Here is a 19026-nt window from a genome sequence, read left to right as displayed (position 1 = left end):
TGACGGCTAGTTCGGCAGCACCGCGCCCGTCGCCTGCCAGCGCGCGACGTAGCCGGGCAGCTCGTGCATGTCGTCGAATACGTGACGCGCACCGATCCCGCGCAGCGCGTCGATCTGCGCGGCCGACGCATGCCCGCCGCCGACGAAGCCGAGCACGGTCATGCCGGCCGCCGCGGCCGCGGTGATGCCGGTCGCGCTGTCCTCGACCACGAGGCACTGGGCGGGCGCGACGCCGAGCGTGCGCGCGGCCGCGAGATACACGTCGGGCGCCGGCTTCGGCCGCGCGACGGCGTCCGCGCAGAACAGCCGGCCGCCGAAGAAGCGCGCGAGGCCCGTGCGTGCCAGTGCCGCCTCGACGTACGCGCGGTAGCTGTTGCTCGCGCAGGCCGTCGTCAGTCGAATCGCGTCCAGCGCCGCATCGATGCCGTCTACCATCGGCGCATTGACGGCCGCCGCCTCGACCGCGCGGCGGATCGCGTCGACATCGTCGGCCGACAGCGTGCGCCCGACGGCCTCGCCCGCGCCGGCCAGCACGCGCTCGATGCGCAACCCGAGCAGCGGCATCACGGCCGGCCGCGCGTCGACGCCCGGCCAGCGCGCATCGAGTTCGCGCACGATCACGTCGGCCGCCACGGCCTCGCTGTCGATCAGCACGCCGTCGCAATCGCAGATCAATACGTTCGCCGTCATTTGACCGCCCCGAACGTGAGCCCGCGCACGAGCTGCTTCTGCGACAGCCAGCCGACGATCAGGATCGGCGCGACCGCCAGCAAGGAAGCCGCGGACAGCTTCGCCCAGAACAGCCCTTCGGGGCTCGAGTACGACGCGATGAACACGGTCAGCGGCGCCGCGTTCGAGCTTGACAGGTTGATGCTCCAGAACGCCTCGTTCCACGACAGGATCACGAGCAGCAGCGCGGTGGACGCAAGCCCCGGCAGCGCCATCGGCATCAGCAGGTAGACGATCTCCTGCCACGTCGACGCACCGTCGATGCGCCCGGCTTCGAGGATGTCCTTCGGGATCTCGTTGAAGTACGTGAAGGTCATCCATACCGCGATCGGCAGGTTGATCAGCGTGTAGACGATCACGAGGCCCGATACGCTATCGAGCAGCCCCGCGTTCTTCCACAGCAGGTAGATCGGCACGAGCACGCCGACCGACGGCATCATCTTCGTCGACAGCATCCACAGCAGCACCTTCTGCGTGCGGTGGTTCGGGAAGAACGCCATCGCGTATGCGGCCGGCACCGCGAACAGCAGCGAGATCACCGTGACGCCCGCCGAGATCAGCACCGAATTCCACGCAAACGCGAAGTAGTTGCTGCGCGCGAATACCTCGCGGAAGCTGTCGAGCGTCGGCATGAAGAACAGCGTCGACGCATACGCCTGCTGCTCGGTCTTGAACGCGGTGATTGCCATCCAGAAGATCGGGAAGAACAGCAGCAGCGCGATCAGCCACGCGAGCGTGCCGGGCAGCGCGCGCCGCACGAGGTCGAACACGGCCGGCACGCGCCGGCCTTCGAAGGTCAGGTCGCTCATTTCTCGTACTCTCCCTTCAGGTTGCGCGCGAGCATCCGCACGAGGAAGAACGACACGACGTTCGCGACCACGACGGCGATGATGCCGCCGGCGGACGCGAGGCCGACGTCGAACTGCTGCAGGCCCAGCGCATAGATCAGGTACGACAGGTTGGTCGTCGCGTCGCCCGGGCCGCCGCCGGTCGTCGTATAGATCTCCGCGAAGATCGACAGCAGGAAGATCGTCTCCATCATCACGACCACCGCGATCGCGCGCTTCAGGTGCGGCAGCGTGATGTAGAAGAACATCGCGATCGGGCCTGCGCCGTCGATGCGCGCGGCTTCCTTCTGCTCCTGGTCGAGCGACTGGATTGCGGTAAACAGGATCAGGAACGCGAACGGCAGCCACTGCCACGCGACGATGATGATCACGGCGGTAAGCGGGTAATCGGCGAACCAGTCGATCGGCGTCATCCCGAGCGCGCGCATCGCGTTCGCGACGAGCCCGTACACCGGGTGCAGGATCATGTTCTTCCAGATCAGCGCGGACACCGTCGGCATCACGAAGAACGGCGCGATCGCGAGCAGGCGCGCGACGCCCTGCCCGTAGAACTTGCGGTCGAACAGCACGGCCATCAGCACGCCGCCGATCACCGTGATCGCGAGCACCGCGCCGATCAGCACGAGCGTGTGCCAGATCGCGGGCAGGAACGACGGATCGGTCGCGAGGAAGCGGTAGTTGTCGAACCCGGCGAAACCCTTCACGTCCGGGTTCAGCAGGTTGTAGCGCGAGAACGAATACCAGATCGTCATCGCAAGCGGAATCGACATCCACAGCAGCAGCACCGCGACGGACGGCGAGACGAGCCAGCTCGCGCCGCCGCGCGCGCGGCGCGGTGCGCCGGGCGGTGACGACGCGTCGCCGACCGACGGCGCGTGAGCGTGACTCAGGGGAAGACGCAGGTGACGCATGATCGGGGTCCCTCCGGTTGATGCGCGGGCGCGAAGGCCTGCCCGCCTGTCAGCTTCGACGACGCGCACCGTGCGCCACCGCGCACGGTGCGGGCCGCATTACTTCTTGTAGCCGGCCTGGCGGACCGCGCGGTCGGCGGCGGCCTGCCCGGCGGCGAGCGCCTGGTCAACCGTCATCTGGCCGGCAACCGCACCCGCGATCGACTGGCCGACCACCGTGCCGAACGACTGGAATTCAGGAATCCCGACGTACTGCACGCCCGTGTACGGCACCTTCTTCAGCGACGGATCGTTCGGGTCGGCCGTCTCGATCGCCTTCAGCACGAAGTCCGAGAACGGCGCGGCGGCCTTGTACTCGGGGCGCTGATAGGTCGACGTGCGCGTGCCCGGCGGCACCGATGCCCAGCCCTCGTCCTTGCCGACCATCTCGATGTACTGCTTCGACGTCGCCCACGCGATGAACTTGCGCGCGGCGTCCTGCTGCTTCGACGTCTTCGGCACGGCCAGCGCCCACGCCCACAGCCAGTGCGAGCCCTTCGGCGTGGCGGCGACCGGCGCGGCCGCGAAGCCGATCCTGTCGGCCACCTGCGACTGCTGTTTGTTATAGAGCATGCCGGCCGCGACCGTCGCGTCGATCCACATCGCGCACTTGCCCGATGCGGTCAGCGTCAGGTTCTCGTTGAAGCCGTTCGAGCTCGCGCCCGGCGGCCCGTTCTTCTTCAGCAGGTTCACGTAGAACGTGATCGCCTTCTTCCACTCGGGCGACGTGAGCTGCGCGTTCCAGTTCTCGTCGAACCAGCGCCCGCCGAACGTGTTCACGACCGTCGACACGAACGCCATGTTCTCGCCCCAGCCGGCCTTGCCGCGCAGGCAGATCCCGTAGGTGCCCTTCGACTTGTCGGTGAGCTTGTCCGCGAATTCCGCGATCTGGTCGTAGGTCGGCTGGTCCGGCATCTTCAGCCCCTTCGCCGCGAACAGGTCCTTGCGGTAGAACGTCATCGAGCTTTCGACGTAGAACGGCAGCGCGTACAGCTGGCCGTTGTACGACAGGCTGTCGCGCGCGGTCTTCACGATGTCGTTCAGGTCGTAGTCGGCCGGCAGGCCCGTCATCGGCGCGAGCCAGCCGCGCTTGCCCCACTGCGGCGTCTCGTAGGTGCCGATCGCCATCACGTCGAACTGGCCGCTGCCGGTCGTGATGTCGGTCGTCGCGCGCTGGCGCAGCACGTTCTCCTCGAGGATCACCCAGTTCAGCTTGATGTCCGGGTTCGCCTTCTCGAACGCCGGCGACAGCTTCTTCAGCTCGATCATGTCGGGATTGTTCAGCGTCGCGATCGTCAGCGTGCCGGCGGACGCGGCGCAGGCCGCCGTCGCGAGCGCGGCTCCGGCGAAGCAGCGTGCGGCGGCGTCGAGCGTCTTTCGTTGCATGGCATGTCTCCTGTGTTTGTTCGAAGTGTCGTCGGTACTGCGTTTCCTTCACGGCCCGTCATGCCGGCCGCTGCATTCCGCACGCGCGCGCATAGTGCGCGATCACGTCGCGTATCCGGTGGCGCACCCATGCGCGCGGCTCTTTCGCAAGCCCGCCCGCGCGGCATGCCGCGTACACGTCCGGCAACCACTGAGCGACGAGCGTTTCCGGCACCGGCTGCCGCGCGAGGTTGCCGAACAGGTGCTCGACCGCGGCCGCGACGGCCGGCTGCAGCCAGTAGTAGCGGATCCGGTCGCTGTAACTGAACTGGCGCGCGAGCCGCTGCTCGGTCTCGTCGCCGCGGTAGTACGGTGCCCAGTGCTCGGGCTGCGCGCGCATCGCGGCGTCGACGACGTCGCGCAACCGCGAGCGCTGCGCGAGCTCGCCGATCAGCGCGTCTTCGATGAAGCTCAGCGCGAACAGCGCCTCGCGCAGCGCGAACGTCAGCGCAGGCCCGACCTTCAGCACCGCGAAATGGTCGCGCACGAGCGCGGCGAGTGCGCCCTCGGTCTGGTAGTCGGTCGAATGCGCCTCGAACACGAGGTGCGGTGTCTTCAGGATACTCGCGCCGAGCGACGCCGCCTTGGCGCTGTCGTAGTCGAGCACATGGCGATCGTCGAAGTCGACGCCCGGCTGCGCGACGATCGCGACGACGCGCGTCCACGCGTCGTCGAGCCCGGCCGCCGCGAACGCATGGCGGTGCGCATCGAGCGTCGCCGCGATGCTGTCGCTGCGCGTGACCGCGATCTGCGCGATCGCTGCGTCGCCGCCGCTGACTTCGCCGCCCGGCGTCGGCACCTCGGTGCCGATCACGTAGACGGGCGCGATGCCGGCGCGCGCGGCCGCGTCTTCCGCCGCGCGACACAGTTCGGCCGCGCGCGCGGCGATCGTGCGATCGTCGAGCCGCACCGGATCGTCCGCGCACGCCATGCTCGCATCGAGGTGAATCTTTTCGAAGCCGGCTTCGACGTACGCGGCGACCATCGCGCCGGCCTCGCGCATCGCATCGGCCGCGCGGCGATGCCGCCACGGGTTCGGCCCGAGATGGTCGCCGCCGAGCACGAGCGCCGAGGGTGCAAGCCCGCACCGTTGCGCGATCGCATCGACGTCGCGACGGAAATCGGCGGGCGTCATGCCCGTATAGCCGCCGAGATGGTTCACCTGGTTGCAGGTCGCCTCGATCAGCAGCGGCGAACCGTCCGCGCGCGCCGCTTCGCACGCGGCCTCCAGCACGAGCCGGTGCGCGCTGCAGATCGAATAGATGCCGCGCTGCGCATCCGCGCGGTTCGCGTCGAAGATCATCCGCAGCACGGCGCCGGCATGCGCGGTGCGCGAACGTTCGGCGAAGGTCGTCAGGCCGGACATGCGATACCTCGTTCGGTCAGGAAACGATCGATCTCGGCCGCGCTGCTGTTGCCTTCCATCGGGCCGCGCCGCGTGACCGCGATCGCGCCGGCCGCGTTCGCACGGCGCAGCGCGACATCGATCGGCACGCCCGCGACGAGGCTCGCGACCAGCGTGCCGCCGAAGCAGTCGCCCGCGCCGGTCGGGTCGACTTCGTCGACCTGAAACGCCGGTGCTTCCGCACGGTTCGCGCGGTCGAACGCGACGCTGCCTTGCGCGCCGCGTTTCAGCACGACACGCTCGAGCAGCGGATGCGTCGCGAGCAGGCCCGCGATCGCGCGCTCGGCCGGCTGCGGTCCGCAGAAGAACGGCAGGTCGGCTTCGCTCGGCAGGAACAGGTGGCACGCGGCAAGCATCGCATCGAGTGCCGCCCGCATCGGGCGAAAACTCAGCATTTCGGGCCGCACGTTCGGGTCGAACGACACCTTCGCGCCGGCGCGCGCGGCCTCGATCACGCCGCGCTGCACCGCCGCGATCGCCGATTCGCTCGTCAGCGACGAGCCCATCACGTGGAAATAACGGCAGCCGTCGAACATCGCGGTATCGACATCGGATGCATCGACGCACGCGGCCGCACTGGTGGACAGCGTGAAGACGAAACTGCGTGAACCATCGTCGCGATACGCGACGAACGCGGTGCCGGTCGGGCGCGCGACGCGGCGGATACGCGCGACGTCGACGCCATCACGCTCGAGCCGCGCGACGATCGCATCGCCGAACGCGTCGCGGCCAACGCAGCCCGCATACGCGACGCGCGCGCCGAGCCGGGCGGCCTGATCGGCGAAGATCGCCGGCGCGCCGCTCGGGAACGGCCCCTCGAACAGGCCCGGCGTATCGAAACCCTGGCCGCGCTCGGCGGCGACGAATTCGGCGAGCAGTTCGCCGGCAACGACGATCTCGGCCATCAGGCGAGCCCTCCTCGTTCGACGGCGGCCGCGACGTGCGAGACAACTGCCTCGTCGCGGGCCGGCCGGCAGATGGCGGCGCGTGCGAGCGGCATCACGTCAGCTCATCCAGTTGCCGCCGTCGACATTCAGCGTCTGGGCGGTGATGTAGTCGGCGTCGGCCGACGCGAGGAACAGCGCGGCGCCCGTCAGGTCGCCCGGCACGCCCATGCGGCCGAGCGGCACGGCTTCGCCGACGAGCCGCTTCTTCTCGCCGAGCGGCCGGTTCTCGTAGCGCGCGAACAGCGCATCGACCTGCTCCCACATCGGCGTGTCGACGACGCCCGGCGCGATGCCGTTCACGTTGATCCGGTGCGGCGCGAGCGCGAGCGCGGCCGACTGCGTGTAGCTGATCACCGCGGCCTTGGTCGCGCAGTAGTGCGAAACGAGTGCCTCGCCGCGACGCCCGGCCTGCGACGACATGTTGACGATCTTGCCGCCGCGCCCCTGCTCGACCATCCGCTGCGCGACGGCCTGCATCAGGAAGAACAGCCCTTTCACGTTGACCGAGAACAGCCGGTCGAACACGTCCCACGATTCGTCGAGGATCGGGCGCATGTCGAACAGCGCCGCGTTGTTGAACAGGATGTCGACGCCGCCGAAGCGCTCGACCGCCGTGGCGACGATGCGCTCGATGTCGTCGCGGCGCGTGACGTCCGCGGTGACGGCCACCGCGCGGCCGGGGTTCGCCTCGATGAGCCGCGCGAGCGAGCCGCCTGCCGGCTTCAGGTCGACGAGCACGCAGCGCGCGCCCTCGTCCAGGTAGCGTTGCGCGACCGCCTCGCCGATGCCGCTTGCGGCGCCCGTCAGGATCGCGACCTTGTCTTCCAGTCTCACTGGCTGTCTCCGGTTCGTTCTGCTTTACGACGGCTGCGAGGTGAGCGAACGCTCGCCAACCGATCAATTGCTCTGTTAGTGATCGAATGATCGGATACGCGATTCGCGCTGTCAAGGCGACGTGACGGCTTTCTATGATGCGCTGCGGCACAACGGCGCAGCGTGGCGGCCCGTCGCGCACGCCCGGCAAGGCGCGGCGCGCGCGGTGCGGCGCGGTCGGATCGGCGATGAAGGGGACGGAGCGAGGATGGGAGGGGGAATTCGCGCTGCACGGCGCAGCGATACGTTATATCATCGCCATACTTTGTTTCATCGCGCTGCCTCACGCCATGGCTACCTCATCGCCCATTGACGCCCGGCTGTCCCGGGCCGACGCATTCGCCGCCGAGCACGGGCTCGCGTGGACGCCGCTGCGCCGCCAGGTCTACGAACGCGTGCTGGCCGCGCAGCGCCCGATCGGCGCGTACGACCTGCTCGCCGAACTCGAGCCGCAGCGCGGCCGCGTGCCGCCCACGACCGTCTATCGCGCGCTCGATTTCCTCGTCGAGCACGGCTTCATCCACCGGATCGAATCGAAGAACGCGTTCTTCGCATGCTGCGAGATCGGCGTGCCGCACGAAGGCCAGTTCCTGATCTGCGATTCGTGCGGCGACACCGTCGAGATTCCCGGCGGCGACCTCGCGAAGCAGTTGTCCGCGAGCGAGCCCGCGCACGGTTTCGAAGTCCACCACCAGGTCGTCGAGCTCAGCGGCCTGTGCGGGCACTGCAAGCGCAAGCCCGCGCAACGCTGACGCGCATCGCGCGGCGCCCGCGCCGTGCCTTCCAACGAGGAGTTCCATGTCCATTGCCCTGAAGCGCGCGCCGCGGCGCGCCCTGTCGCCTGTCCGCCGGCTCGCCGCCGTGGTGTCCGCATTGGCCGCGCTGTCGCTCGCGGCGCCCGCGTTCGCGCAGGCCGCGACCGTCAACGTCGTGGCCGCCGAGAATTTCTACGGCGATGTCGCGTCGCAGATCGGCGGCAGCCACGTCGCGGTGACGAGCATCCTCAGCAATCCGGACCAGGATCCGCACCTGTTCGAAGCGAGCCCGAAGACGGCCCGCGCACTCCAGCACGCGCAGGTCGTGATCTACAACGGCGCCAACTACGATCCGTGGATGAGCAAGCTGCTCGGCGCGTCGAAGCAGGCGAAGCGCGCGACGATCGTCGTCGCCGACCTGGTCGGCAAGAAGGCCGGCGACAACCCGCACCTGTGGTACGACCCGGCGACGATGCCGGCCGCCGCGCGCGCGATCGCGGCCGAGCTCGGCCGCGCCGACCCGGCTAACAAGGCCGAATACGATGCGAACCTGCAGAAGTTCGTCGCATCGCTGAAGCCCGTCGACGACAAGGTCGCCGCGCTGCGCGCGCGGTACAAGGGGCTGCCGGTCACGGCCACCGAGCCCGTGTTCGGCTACATGTCCGACGCGATCGGCCTCGACATGCGCAACCAGCGCTTCCAGCTCGCGACGATGAACGACACCGAGGCGAGCGCGCAGGACGTCGCCGCGTTCGAGAACGACCTGCGCAAGAAGCAGGTGCGCGCGCTGATCTACAACAGCCAGGCCGAAGAACCGATGACCAAGCGCATGCTGAAGATCGCACGCGATGGCGGCGTGCCGACCGTCAGCGTCACCGAGACGCAGCCGGCCGGCAAGACCTTCCAGCAATGGATGGCCGGCCAGCTCGACGCGCTCTCGGCCGCGCTGGCCGCCGGCAAGCAATAAACGACTGTAACGACATGACCGCCACTCCTCACGCGCTCGCCGTCGATCGCGTCACGCTCGAACTGGGCGGGCGCACGATCCTGCGCGACGTCAGCTTCTCGATCGAACCCGGCGAATTCGTCGGCGTGCTCGGACCGAACGGCGCGGGCAAGACCACGCTGATGCGCGCGGTGCTCGGCCTCGTGCCCGTGTCGGCCGGCACCCTCTCCGTCGGCGGCGTGCCGGTCGTGCGCGGCAACGCGTCGATCGGCTACATGCCGCAGATCAGGAGCGGCCTCGCGAACCGCCGGATGCGCGGCTACGACTTCGTTGCGATGGCCGCCGACGGCCACCGCTGGGGGCTGCCGCACGCGAACGCGGCGACGCGCCGCGACGTCGACCGCGTGCTCGATCTCGTTGGCGGCCCGGCGCTCGCGCGCCGGCCGCTGTCGGAACTGTCCGGCGGCGAACGGCAGCGCCTGCTGCTTGCACAGTGCCTGCTCGGCAGCCCCAAGCTGCTGCTGCTCGACGAGCCGCTGATCAGCCTCGACCCGAACCACCAGCGCGGCGTCGTCGAGCTCGTGCGCAACGTGCAGCGCGAGCTCGGCATCACCGTGCTGTTCTCCGCGCACGAACTGAATCCCCTGTTGAACGCGCTCGATCGCGTGCTGTATCTCGGCAACGGCGTCGCGGCGCTCGGCACCGTCGACGAGGTGATCACGAAGCCCGTGCTGTCGCGGCTCTACGGTTCGCCGATCGACGTGATGCGCGTGAACGGCAAGATCTTCGTGATGTCGGGCGACGTCGAGATCGAGAAGCACGACCACGAACACGAGGACGACGACGGTCACTCGCACGGCGGTAGCGGCGGCCACGGCCATCACCACCACGGACACGCTCATCCCGGGCATTCGCACGATGTTTGAATACGACTTCATGATCAACGCCTTCGCGGCGTCGGGGATCGTCGCGGTGCTCGCGGGCATCGTCGGCTACTTCCTGGTGCTGCGCGGGCAGACCTTCGCCGGCCATGCACTGTCGCACGTCGGCTTCACCGGCGCGACGGGCGCGGTCCTGCTCGGCATCTCGCCGATCTGGGGGATGGTCGGCTTCACGCTCGCGGCCGGGATCGCGATGGGCGCGCTCGGCGAGAAGCTCGCGGGCCGCGACGTCGCGATCGGTGTGATCCTGTCGGGCGCGCTCGGCTTCGGCCTGCTGTTCCTGCATTTCTATACGTCGTTCGCGACGCAGGTCACCGCGCTGCTGTTCGGCAACGTGCTCGCGGTCAGCCACGACACGCTCGCAGTGCTCGCCGGCATCGGCGCCGTGAGCCTGCTCGCACTCGCGCTGATCGCGCGGCCGCTGCTGTTCGCATCGCTGCAGCCCGAACTGGCCGAAGCCAAGGGCGTGTCGCTGCGCACGGTATCGATGCTGTTCCTCGCCGTGTGCGCGCTCGCGGTGGCCGCCGCGACGCAGATCGTCGGCGTACTGCTGGTGTTCACGCTGCTGGTCGGCCCGGCTGCCGCCGCGCAGAACGTGACGACGCGGCTATCGACCGGCGTGCTGCTCGCCGCGCTGTTCGCGTTGTTCGAAGCGTGGCTCGGCATCGTGCTCGCGTATCACACCGACTGGCCGACGAGCTTCTGGATCACCGCGCTGTCGGCGCTCGTGTACGGCGCGAGCTTGTTGCGGCGGGCATGACGGCCTGCAAGGGCCGACGACGACGCTACAGGCTCGCTCTCCATGCGCATACGCCTGTCGCCGCAAGAATCAGGAAGCCGCCCCAGGGTTTGACACCGGCAGCACCGGATCTCGCGAGCAACACGACCTGGGTAACCGCGACGACCATGAGCAACGCATAGGTGACGAGCGTCCGGTCACCTGCTGCATCCTCGATTGCGTCGGTCGCGATGGACGGATCGATTTCATGCATCCACGCGTACTTGTTCCCGGTGATCACAACGGCGACGAGCAAGCCGATGACGCAGGCGACATGAATGGCAAAGCGGAGAAGACGAGTCATGTTTGCGTCCTGATGCGCTACTGCATGAGCCGAACGAAACGCGGCCAATGCGTAACGATGAAATTGCCGTAACTGGCATTTTGTCTGATCTGCTCGAGAGACAATCCGCTTCCTCGGTTATAGCGAGTGCCGATGATGCGACTGATCCATCGAAAGCGGGTATTGGAATCCATCGCGCGCAGCCAATTGCCGAAGATGACGCGCCACCACATCGATATTGAAGATATCGCGTCGAAGGCAGTGGGCCAAATTCCGGAATTGCGACGCCGACATTTTAGACGGATCCATTCCGAGCGTTTGTGCCGCCGTGCGAAGCTGCATGCTCACCGGACCGAACGACGTCATTGCCGGATGACGCGCGAGCGTCAGATGCTTGTCGACGAACGGCGGATCACTCCAGTCGAACGTGCGTGCTTCGAATGCGACGCGATCGATGAACTCGGGATCACCGCCAACCTCGATCCAGCATACGCCCGCGAGCATTTCCCGCGGTAGACGGTTTCGCCCCGCCGCTGCCCGGATATGCGACGTGTTGTGCATGACCCACGCATCCTTGAACGCCTGGATGTATTTGACGCCGCCACCCCATCGCTCAGGCACAAGTTTCACGCAAACAGATTGATCAACCCCCAGTTCGGGGAATTGTTTGACCCCTCGCAAACCCTATCGCCCATTCAGGTCAAAGCCTCGCTCGAACAAATTTCACCACGATTAAATCGTCGATCATTATTCGGCGAATCGATTCGATATCCTATAGAACGAATACGAATTGGCGGCGGCAGAAGATTTTTCCGAGTGGGTGCCCCCGGGGGCATATCGAAGGATGACAGCCACGTCGCCCGTTGGCGCGCAACGACGTGGCGTCAGGGACGGCTCACCGAGCCAGCACCCGCGCGTGATGCGCAATGTGATCGGCGATGAACGTCGAGATGAAGTAGTAGCCGTGGTCGTAGCCCGGATGGCGGCGCAGCGTCAGCGGCTGGCCGGCCTTCGCGCACGCGGCTTCGAACACGTCGGGGTTCAGCTGGTTCGCGAGGAACTGATCGGCGAGGCCCTGATCGACGAGGATGCCGTCCGCGAACTTCGGCGCATCGGCGCGCGCGACGAGCTCGCTCGCATCGTGCGCCTTCCACGCATCGCGATCGGCGCCGAGGTAACCCGAGAACGCCTTCTCGCCCCACGGGCAGCGCGTCGGCGCGGCGATCGGCGCGAACGCCGACACCGACCGGTACAGGCCCGGATGACGCAACGCGAGCGTCAGCGCGCCGTGCCCGCCCATCGAGTGGCCGAAGATCCCGAGCCGCGCGCCGTCGATCGGCAGCTCGGCCGCGACGAGCTCGCGCAGCTCGCCCGTCACGTACGACTCCATCCGGTAATGCGTGGACCACGGCGCCTCGGTCGCATCGACGTAGAAGCCCGCGCCGACGCCGAAGTCCCACGCATCGGTCTCGCCCGGCACGCCCGCGCCGCGCGGGCTCGTGTCGGGCATCACGAGCGCGATGCCGTGCTGCGCCGCGTATTGCTGCGCGCCGGCCTTGATCGCGAACGTCTCGTCGGTGCACGTAAGCCCCGCGAGATAGAACAGCGCCGGCACGCGGCCGTGCGCGGCCTGCGGCGGCAGGTACACCGAGAACTTCATCGGCAGGCCGATGGCCGCCGAATCGTGACGGTAGAAACGCTGCTCGCCGCCGTGGCACGCATGCGAGGAAACGAGTTCGAGCATCGCGGTGCGCTCCGGGTCAGTACAGCACGACCGAGCGGATCGACTCGCCGGCCTTCATCAGGTCGAAGCCTTCGTTGATCCGCTCGAGCGGCAGCGTGTGCGTGATCAGGTCGTCGATGTTGATCTTGCCTTCCATGTACCAGTCGACGATCTTCGGCACGTCGGTGCGGCCGCGTGCGCCGCCGAACGCCGAACCCTTCCATTCGCGGCCCGTCACGAGCTGGAACGGACGCGTGCTGATTTCCTCGCCGGCTGCCGCCACACCGATGATGAACGACTGGCCCCAGCCCTTGTGCGTGCACTCGAGCGCCTGGCGCATCAGCTTCACGTTGCCCACGCATTCGAACGAGTAGTCCGCACCGCCGTCGGTCAGCTGCACGATGTGGTCGACCACGTTCTCGACTTCGTTCGGGTTGATGAAGTGCGTCATCCCGAACTTTTTCGCGAGCTCGACGCGCTTCGGGTTGATGTCGACGCCGATGATCTTGTCCGCGCCGACCATCTTCGCGCCCTGGATCACGTTCAGGCCGATGCCGCCGAGGCCGAACACGACGACGTTCGCACCGGCCTCGACCTTCGCCGAGTACACGACCGCGCCGACGCCCGTCGTCACGCCGCAGCCGATGTAGCAGATCTTGTCGAACGGCGCGTCCTCGCGCACCTTCGCCACCGCGATCTCCGGCACGACGATGTAGTTCGAGAACGTCGACGTGCCCATGTAGTGGAACAGCGGCTTGCCGTCGAGCGAGAAGCGCGACGTCGCGTCGGGCATCAGGCCCTTGCCCTGCGTCGCGCGGATCTTCTGGCACAGGTTGGTCTTGCGCGACAGGCAGAACTTGCACTCGCGGCATTCCGGCGTATAGAGCGGAATCACGTGATCGCCCTTGCGCACGGTGCCGACGCCGGGGCCGACGTCGACCACGACGCCCGCGCCTTCATGGCCGAGGATCGCCGGGAAGATCCCTTCCGGATCGGCGCCCGACAGCGTGTAGTAGTCGGTGTGACAGATGCCCGTCGCCTTCACCTCGATCAGCACTTCGCCGGCGCGCGGCCCTTCCAGATCGACTTCCTCGATCGTCAGCGGCGCGCCCGCCTTCCATGCAATCGCTGCTTTCGTCTTCATCGTATGACTCCTGTCTGTGTGTGAGGTCGGCCCGGGTTCGCGCGTCAGCGCTCATGTCGACCGGCGTGGGGCGTCAGCACGGACGCCCGCCCCATGCTTCGCACCGGGTTCCATGCAAAGCTGTCGAAACCGCGCTGCGCGGCATCGCGCACGGCGCGGCGAAAGAATCTCGTGCTCGCCATGATGGCCGGTCCGGCCGCGCATCGCGTGCGGGAAACGGTCACCGGCTTGCCACGACGCGTCATCGCTGACGCAAAAGAACAAGTGTTCGAGTTTAAACGCCCGTCGTGAACCATGCATCCGTACGTGCATACAGATCGATGAAGCGCGCGTGGCGCGCGGCCAGCACACGATCGTCGCTCGGCTCGGCAACCGGCGACGCGGCCGGCGCCAGCGCGTGCAACGCGTCTTCCCGCCAGTGCCCGATCGCGACGCCCGCGAGCAGCGCGGCGCCGCGCGTCGCGGCGTTCGGGCAGTCGATTGCGTGGAGCGACGCGCCCAGCGCATCGGCAAGCAGCTGGCGCCAGCGCGGGTCGACCGAGCCGCCGCCTGCGAGACGCAGCGTCGTGACCGGATCGCCACGATCGGCATCGCGGATCGCATCGAGCCCGGCGCGCAACGCGAACGCGACGCCTTCGAACGCGGCGCGCATCATCGCACCGCGCGTGTCGCCCAGCCCGAGGCCGAGCCAGCCGCCGCGCGCATCGGGGTTCATCCACGGCGAACGCTCGCCCGTCAGGTACGGCAGGAAGCACAGCCGTTCCGACGCAGCCTGGGCGAACGCATCGTCATACGCATCGGCCCACCGCGCGTAGCCGAGCCAGCCGCGCACGGCTTCGAGCGCCAGCCCGACGTTCTGCATCGCGGCCATCGTGTAATAACCGCCGCCGGCCGCCGCGCGATAGCGATGCAGCCCGCGTCGCGCGGGCGGCAGCGCATCCGCGAGCACGACGATCTGGCCGCCGCTGCCCGTCGTCAGCAGCGCATCGCCGGCGGCGGCGAGCCCGCTGCCGAGCGCCGCGCATGCGGTGTCGGCCGCGCCCGTCGCCAGCGGCACGCCGGCCGGCAGGCCGAGTGCCGCGGCAGCCTGCGCGCCGAGCGTCCCGCAGCGCGCAGTCGACGGAAGGACCGGTGCGAACCGGTCAGCCGGCAGGCCGAGCGCGCCGATCAATGCGAGATCCCATGCACCGTCGGGCGTCGCGAGCGCGGTCGCGCACGCGTCGCTCGGATCGGCCGCGACGTCGCCGCCCAGCGCGATGCGCAACCAGTCCTTCGGCTGCACGGCCCAGCGCGCGGCGTGCAGCGCAGCCGGTTCATGCGTGGCCAGCCAGCGCAACAGCGGGCCGGCCATGCCCGGCGCGACGGGATTCGGTGCGACGGGCCAGCCGGCCGCGTCCGCTTCGCGCACCGCGCGCGTGTCCGGCCACAGCAGCGCGGGCCGCACCGGCTGCCCGGCCGCATCGATCAGCACGACGCCGTGCATCTGCCCCGAGAAGCCGATCGCCGCCACCTGCGTGCGCTCATCGGCCGGCAGCCGCGCGGCCGCGCGCACGAGCGCCTGCCACCACGTATCGGGCGCGATCTCGGCCCAGCCGGGCTGCGGCGACGACAGCGCATAAGGTTCGCTCGCGACCGCGCGCTCGACGCCATCGGCATCGAGCGTGACGAGTTTGACGGAGCCGGTGCCGAGGTCGATTCCGAGCAGGCGCATGACGTGAGGGTGAAGTTGAATGAACGGATGTCGATGATAACGGGATCGCAATACGCGCCCCGTTTTTTGCTGCCGCTGCGGCGGTCGAAAACGCGTTCGCCGGCCGGGTTTCACCCGGCTGCACCTTGCCTGCCAAAGCGGCCGTTCGCGGGTTAACCCGGCACGATTTTCCCCAGGCACTTTTTGCCACTATGCCGCCCGTCCGATACACACCATAAGGCGGCCTATATTTGACACGGGGGTCCGCATTATTTTGAAGGGCTATAAATCCGGGAAACCTCACTCCTGCGGCAGTTTCCCGATGATCGACACCCTGTTCCATGCCGAGATGGCATATCGAACCAGCAAAGAGCGGAATAGAACCCAGCACTCTTGTTGCCTGGATTCATTCCGAATAATTTCGTATCACCCCGAAAACAAGATCATGGAGTGAGACAGATGCAATCGAACACGGTCCATCCGTGCGATGAGGTGCTGCCGACCGGCAAGCTGGTAACGCTTGGCCTGCAACACGTCCTCGTCATGTACGCCGGCGCTGTCGCCGTGCCGCTTATCGTCGGCGCCGCGCTCAAGCTGCCGAAAGACCAGATCGCGTTCCTGATCAGCGCCGATCTGTTTTCGTGCGGCATTGCGACGCTGATCCAGACGCTGGGCCTGTGGATCTTCGGGATCCGCCTGCCCGTCATCATGGGCTGCACGTTCGCGGCAGTCGGCCCGATGATCGCGATCGGAACGAACCCCGGCCTCGGCATTCTCGACATCTTCGGTTCAACGATCGCGGCCGGCATCATCGGCATCGTGCTCGCGCCGATGATCGGCAAGCTGTTGCGGTTCTTCCCGCCGGTGGTCGTCGGCACCGTGATCGCGGTGATCGGGCTGTCGCTGATGGAAGTCGGCATCAACTGGGCGGCCGGCGGCGTCGGCAACCCCGAGTACGGCAGCCCCGTCTATCTCGGCCTGTCGCTGCTCGTGCTCACGCTGATCCTGCTGATCAACAAGTTCGGCCGCGGCTTCGTCGCGAACATCTCGGTGCTGCTCGGCATCGTCGCCGGCTTTGCGATCGCGTTCGCGATCGGCCGCGTGAATACCGACGGCGTCGCGCACGCACCGTGGGTCGGCGTCGTGATGCCGTTCCACTTCGGCCTGCCGCACTTCGACCCGCTGTCGATCGTGACGATGGTCACGGTGATGTTCGTCACGTTCATCGAATCGACCGGCATGTTCCTCGCGGTCGGCGACATGGTCGATCGCCCGGTCAACCAGGAGCGCCTCGTGCGCGGCCTGCGCGTCGACGGCCTCGGCACGCTGATCGGCGGCATCTTCAACTCGTTCCCGCATACGTCGTTCTCGCAGAACGTCGGCCTGATCGGCGTGACGGGCGTGAAGAGCCGTTTCGTGTGTGCGACCGGCGGCGTGATCCTCGTGCTGCTCGGCCTGTTCCCGAAGATGGCGCAGGTCGTCGCGTCGGTACCGCCGTTCGTGCTCGGCGGCGCGGGCATCGTGATGTTCGGGATGGTGGCCGCGAACGGCATCAAGGTGCTGTCGAAGGTCGACTTCGTGAACCACTCGCACAACCTGTTCATCGTCGCCGTGAGCATCGGCATGGGCCTCGTGCCGGTCGTGTCGCCGCACTTCTTCTCGAAGCTGCCGCCCGCGCTCGCACCGATCCTGCACAGCGGCATCCTGCTGGCATCGGCGTCGGCCGTGATCCTGAACATCGTGTTCAACGGCGTGAAAGGCGAGAGGGACGCGAAGTGCGAGATCCGTCGCGCCGGACACGACTTCGACGGGCGTCCCGCCGACGTGCACCACTGATCGCACCGCGCCGGACGATGGCGCGCAAGCGGTAACGGAAAACGCCACGGCATACCGTGGCGTTTTGCTTTGCGGGTGTCGGACGGACGGGATCGCACGGGCGATCGCGCTTTACGCGTGAGCGCTGGTCGCAGGCGCGCGGAGCGAGATACCGATCGGTCGCACGGAATGGCGTGATTGGCATTAACGGCGTGAGCGGAACGCGACGCACGCATCGTCACGGTAACGATCTTCTCCCCGCACGATTCGACAGCACAAAAGAAAACGCCACGGATTTTCATCCATGGCGTTTCGTCATTGGGTACTGCCGGTTCGACGGACAAGAGCGGTTTCCCGCTCGTGCCCCACCTTGCGCTTACCCGTTCGTCGCCGCTGCCGACGCAGGTGCCGGCGCGGCCGCCTTGTCGTAGTCGACCGGTGCATCCGGCGCGCGCGGCGTTTCGCCCGCGCGCTGGATCCAGCCGCCACCCAGTGCACGGTACAGCGTGACCAGGTTGGTCCAGCGTGCCAGGCGTGCGCTGATCAGCGTCTGCTGCGCCGAGTACAGGTCCGTCTGCGCGGTCAGCACCGACAGGTAGCTGTCGACACCGTTCTTGTAACGCAGGTCCGACAGGTCGAAACGTCGCTGCTGCGCGTGCTCGTTGCGCTCCAGCGCCGCGATCTGCTGGTCGTACGTGCCGCGTGCGGCAAGACCGTCCGACACTTCGCGGAACGCCGACTGGATCGCCTTCTCGTAGTTGGCGATCTCGATGCGCTTCTGCACGTGCGCAAGGTTCAGGTTCGCGATGTTCTGGCCGCCCTCGAAGATCGGCATCGTGATCTGCGGCGCAAACGACCACGCCGCCGTACCGGCCTTGAACAGGCCGCCGAGCGTCGRGCTTCCGGTGCCGAACGCGCCCGTCAGCGAAATCTTCGGGAAGAACGCCGCCCGTGCCGCACCGATGTTCGCATTCGCAGCCAGCAGCGTCTGCTCGGCCTGCATCACGTCGGGGCGACGCGTCAGCAGGTCCGACGGAAGGCCTGCCGGCACATCCGTCAGCAGGTTCTGCGCGTCGAGCGGCATGCCCGCCGGCAGATCGTCCGGCAGCGGCTCGCCGATCAGCAGCACCAGCGCGTTCAGCGCCTGCGCGCGGGCGCGTGCCTGAGCCTGCTGGTTTGCGAGCGCCGTCTCGACCACCGTCTGCGCCTGACGCAGYTCGAGCTCGGAGCCCGTGCCGTTGTCGAACTGCAGCTTCGTCAGGTTGTACGARTCCTKCGCCGTCTTCAGCGTGTTCTCGGTGACCTTCAGCAGGTCGTCGGTCGACAGCAGCGTCAGGTACTGGTCCGCCACCTGCGACACCAGCGAGATYTCCGACGCCTGCCGCGCATACGACGTCGACAGGTACTGCGCGAGCGCCTGRTCCTTCAGGCTCTGCACGCGGCCGAACAGGTCGAGCTCCCACGACGCCGAAAGGCCGACGTTGTAGGCGCGCGAGATATACGGCGCACCCGTCTGCGAAAGACCCTGCGGCACGCGCTGGATGTTGCCCGTGCCCGTACCGTCGAGCGTCGGGAACAAGCCCGCACGCGTGATCTGGTACTGCGCGCGCGCCGCCTCGATGTTCAGCACCGACACGCGCAGGTCGCGGTTGTTGTTCAGCGCGATCTCGATCAGCCGCTGCAGGCGCGGATCGACGAAGAATTCGCGCCAGCCGATGGCGGCCGCCGTCTGGCCGTTCGCGCTGCGCGCGCCGGCCGCACCCGGCTGCGTCGC

The 19026-nt window shown here is 67.7% G+C and carries 19 protein-coding genes; 6 read left to right on the top strand and 13 right to left on the bottom strand.

The genetic code is table 11. From position 1 onward, the window contains the following. Window positions 1-6: 6 nt before the first annotated feature. The 7 genes from B7G54_RS22165 to B7G54_RS22135 all read right to left on the bottom strand — a co-directional run bounded on the left by B7G54_RS22165 (window position 7) and on the right by B7G54_RS22135 (window position 7138). The gene (locus B7G54_RS22165) at window positions 7-690 is read right to left on the bottom strand and encodes an HAD family hydrolase (protein ID WP_085041039.1); all 684 of its coding nucleotides are present in this window, start codon (window positions 688-690) and stop codon (window positions 7-9) included. After that, the gene (locus tag B7G54_RS22160) at window positions 687-1538 is read right to left on the bottom strand and encodes a carbohydrate ABC transporter permease (protein WP_085041038.1); all 852 of its coding nucleotides are present in this window, start codon (window positions 1536-1538) and stop codon (window positions 687-689) included. The genes B7G54_RS22165 and B7G54_RS22160 overlap by 4 nt, the downstream gene beginning before the upstream one ends. Continuing rightward, the gene (locus B7G54_RS22155) at window positions 1535-2488 is read right to left on the bottom strand and encodes a carbohydrate ABC transporter permease (protein ID WP_011546081.1); all 954 of its coding nucleotides are present in this window, start codon (window positions 2486-2488) and stop codon (window positions 1535-1537) included. Before B7G54_RS22155 ends, B7G54_RS22160 begins: the two co-directional genes overlap by 4 nt. Before the next feature lie 99 nt (window positions 2489-2587). After that, a complete protein-coding gene (locus tag B7G54_RS22150; protein ID WP_085041037.1) occupies window positions 2588-3913 on the bottom strand; it encodes an ABC transporter substrate-binding protein in 1326 nt (441 codons plus the stop codon). Between the two features lie 58 nt (window positions 3914-3971). Continuing rightward, window positions 3972-5318 (bottom strand): D-tagatose-bisphosphate aldolase, class II, non-catalytic subunit, encoded by a 1347-nt coding sequence (locus B7G54_RS22145; protein ID WP_085041036.1) that lies wholly within the window; start codon window positions 5316-5318, stop codon window positions 3972-3974. Next, on the bottom strand, window positions 5306-6262 hold the full coding sequence (locus B7G54_RS22140) for a sugar kinase (RefSeq protein WP_085041035.1): 957 nt from the start codon (window positions 6260-6262) through the stop codon (window positions 5306-5308). Before B7G54_RS22140 ends, B7G54_RS22145 begins: the two co-directional genes overlap by 13 nt. A 99-nt stretch (window positions 6263-6361) precedes the next feature. Continuing rightward, complete coding sequence (locus tag B7G54_RS22135) at window positions 6362-7138, bottom strand: L-iditol 2-dehydrogenase (protein WP_085041034.1); 777 nt, start codon at window positions 7136-7138, stop codon at window positions 6362-6364. Window positions 7139-7467: 329 nt separating this feature from the next. Between B7G54_RS22135 and B7G54_RS22130 the strand changes: the two genes are divergently transcribed. Genes B7G54_RS22130 through B7G54_RS22115 form a run of 4 tightly spaced genes read left to right on the top strand, consistent with a single transcriptional unit; the run spans window position 7468 to window position 10579 of the window. Next, a complete protein-coding gene (locus B7G54_RS22130; protein ID WP_006483754.1) occupies window positions 7468-7929 on the top strand; it encodes a Fur family transcriptional regulator in 462 nt (153 codons plus the stop codon). Window positions 7930-7975: 46 nt separating this feature from the next. After that, window positions 7976-8899: a metal ABC transporter solute-binding protein, Zn/Mn family gene (locus tag B7G54_RS22125; RefSeq protein ID WP_085041033.1), complete on the top strand. Its 924-nt coding sequence runs from the start codon at window positions 7976-7978 to the stop codon at window positions 8897-8899. A 14-nt stretch (window positions 8900-8913) separates the two neighbouring features. Beyond that, window positions 8914-9804 carry an ABC transporter ATP-binding protein gene (locus B7G54_RS22120; protein WP_085041032.1) on the top strand — a complete coding sequence of 297 codons (891 nt, stop codon included), beginning with the start codon at window positions 8914-8916 and terminating at the stop codon, window positions 9802-9804. After that, window positions 9797-10579, top strand: a complete 783-nt coding sequence (locus tag B7G54_RS22115; RefSeq protein WP_085041031.1) for a metal ABC transporter permease — start codon at window positions 9797-9799, stop codon at window positions 10577-10579. Before B7G54_RS22120 ends, B7G54_RS22115 begins: the two co-directional genes overlap by 8 nt. Before the next feature lie 25 nt (window positions 10580-10604). On the opposite strand, the gene B7G54_RS22110 is transcribed toward B7G54_RS22115, so the two are convergent. The 4 genes from B7G54_RS22110 to B7G54_RS22095 form a co-directional block, all read right to left on the bottom strand. Then, the gene (locus B7G54_RS22110; protein WP_085041030.1) at window positions 10605-10901 is read right to left on the bottom strand and encodes a hypothetical protein; all 297 of its coding nucleotides are present in this window, start codon (window positions 10899-10901) and stop codon (window positions 10605-10607) included. A gap of 117 nt (window positions 10902-11018) precedes the next feature. Next, complete coding sequence (locus B7G54_RS22105; RefSeq protein ID WP_244289402.1) at window positions 11019-11510, bottom strand: hypothetical protein; 492 nt, start codon at window positions 11508-11510, stop codon at window positions 11019-11021. A 265-nt stretch (window positions 11511-11775) separates the two neighbouring features. Further along, entirely contained in the window at window positions 11776-12624 is an 849-nt protein-coding gene (fghA, locus tag B7G54_RS22100; RefSeq protein WP_085041029.1) for an S-formylglutathione hydrolase, read from the bottom strand. Between the two features lie 16 nt (window positions 12625-12640). Further along, window positions 12641-13747, bottom strand: a complete 1107-nt coding sequence (locus B7G54_RS22095; protein WP_006483756.1) for an S-(hydroxymethyl)glutathione dehydrogenase/class III alcohol dehydrogenase — start codon at window positions 13745-13747, stop codon at window positions 12641-12643. Between the two features lie 93 nt (window positions 13748-13840). Here B7G54_RS22095 and B7G54_RS22090 point away from each other — a divergent pair, with 93 nt between their 5' ends. Then, a complete protein-coding gene (locus tag B7G54_RS22090) occupies window positions 13841-14038 on the top strand; it encodes a hypothetical protein (RefSeq protein ID WP_085041028.1) in 198 nt (65 codons plus the stop codon). Here the strand turns inward: B7G54_RS22090 and B7G54_RS22085 are convergent. Next, window positions 14022-15458: a xylulokinase gene (locus B7G54_RS22085; RefSeq protein WP_085041027.1), complete on the bottom strand. Its 1437-nt coding sequence runs from the start codon at window positions 15456-15458 to the stop codon at window positions 14022-14024. The genes B7G54_RS22090 and B7G54_RS22085 overlap by 17 nt on opposite strands. Before the next feature lie 438 nt (window positions 15459-15896). Between B7G54_RS22085 and B7G54_RS22080 the strand changes: the two genes are divergently transcribed. After that, on the top strand, window positions 15897-17273 hold the full coding sequence (locus tag B7G54_RS22080; RefSeq protein WP_085041026.1) for a nucleobase:cation symporter-2 family protein: 1377 nt from the start codon (window positions 15897-15899) through the stop codon (window positions 17271-17273). Between the two features lie 355 nt (window positions 17274-17628). On the opposite strand, the gene B7G54_RS22075 is transcribed toward B7G54_RS22080, so the two are convergent. Next, a partial coding sequence (locus B7G54_RS22075; protein ID WP_085041025.1) for an efflux transporter outer membrane subunit occupies window positions 17629-19026 on the bottom strand: 1398 nt, incomplete at its 5' end.

This window comes from Burkholderia puraquae (assembly GCF_002099195.1).
GTDB lineage: Bacteria > Pseudomonadota > Gammaproteobacteria > Burkholderiales > Burkholderiaceae > Burkholderia > Burkholderia puraquae.
The sequence above is the reverse complement of the archived record's forward strand: the minus strand, read 5'-3'. Positions and strand labels throughout refer to the sequence as shown.

Bases quoted from the DNA above. Each gene is read 5' to 3' on its own strand.
- B7G54_RS22095 (WP_006483756.1), bottom strand. From the start codon at position 13,747: ATGAAGACGAAAGCAGCGATTGCATGGAAGGCGGGCGCGCCGCTGACG.
- B7G54_RS22120 (WP_085041032.1), top strand. From the start codon at position 8,914: ATGACCGCCACTCCTCACGCGCTCGCCGTCGATCGCGTCACGCTCGAA.
- fghA (WP_085041029.1), bottom strand. From the start codon at position 12,624: ATGCTCGAACTCGTTTCCTCGCATGCGTGCCACGGCGGCGAGCAGCGT.
- B7G54_RS22125 (WP_085041033.1), top strand. From the start codon at position 7,976: ATGTCCATTGCCCTGAAGCGCGCGCCGCGGCGCGCCCTGTCGCCTGTC.
- B7G54_RS22165 (WP_085041039.1), bottom strand. From the start codon at position 690: ATGACGGCGAACGTATTGATCTGCGATTGCGACGGCGTGCTGATCGAC.
- B7G54_RS22090 (WP_085041028.1), top strand. From the start codon at position 13,841: ATGCTTCGCACCGGGTTCCATGCAAAGCTGTCGAAACCGCGCTGCGCG.
- B7G54_RS22155 (WP_011546081.1), bottom strand. From the start codon at position 2,488: ATGCGTCACCTGCGTCTTCCCCTGAGTCACGCTCACGCGCCGTCGGTC.
- B7G54_RS22160 (WP_085041038.1), bottom strand. From the start codon at position 1,538: ATGAGCGACCTGACCTTCGAAGGCCGGCGCGTGCCGGCCGTGTTCGAC.
- B7G54_RS22150 (WP_085041037.1), bottom strand. From the start codon at position 3,913: ATGCAACGAAAGACGCTCGACGCCGCCGCACGCTGCTTCGCCGGAGCC.
- B7G54_RS22140 (WP_085041035.1), bottom strand. From the start codon at position 6,262: ATGGCCGAGATCGTCGTTGCCGGCGAACTGCTCGCCGAATTCGTCGCC.
- B7G54_RS22130 (WP_006483754.1), top strand. From the start codon at position 7,468: ATGGCTACCTCATCGCCCATTGACGCCCGGCTGTCCCGGGCCGACGCA.
- B7G54_RS22085 (WP_085041027.1), bottom strand. From the start codon at position 15,458: ATGCGCCTGCTCGGAATCGACCTCGGCACCGGCTCCGTCAAACTCGTC.
- B7G54_RS22080 (WP_085041026.1), top strand. From the start codon at position 15,897: ATGCAATCGAACACGGTCCATCCGTGCGATGAGGTGCTGCCGACCGGC.
- B7G54_RS22145 (WP_085041036.1), bottom strand. From the start codon at position 5,318: ATGTCCGGCCTGACGACCTTCGCCGAACGTTCGCGCACCGCGCATGCC.
- B7G54_RS22110 (WP_085041030.1), bottom strand. From the start codon at position 10,901: ATGACTCGTCTTCTCCGCTTTGCCATTCATGTCGCCTGCGTCATCGGC.
- B7G54_RS22115 (WP_085041031.1), top strand. From the start codon at position 9,797: ATGTTTGAATACGACTTCATGATCAACGCCTTCGCGGCGTCGGGGATC.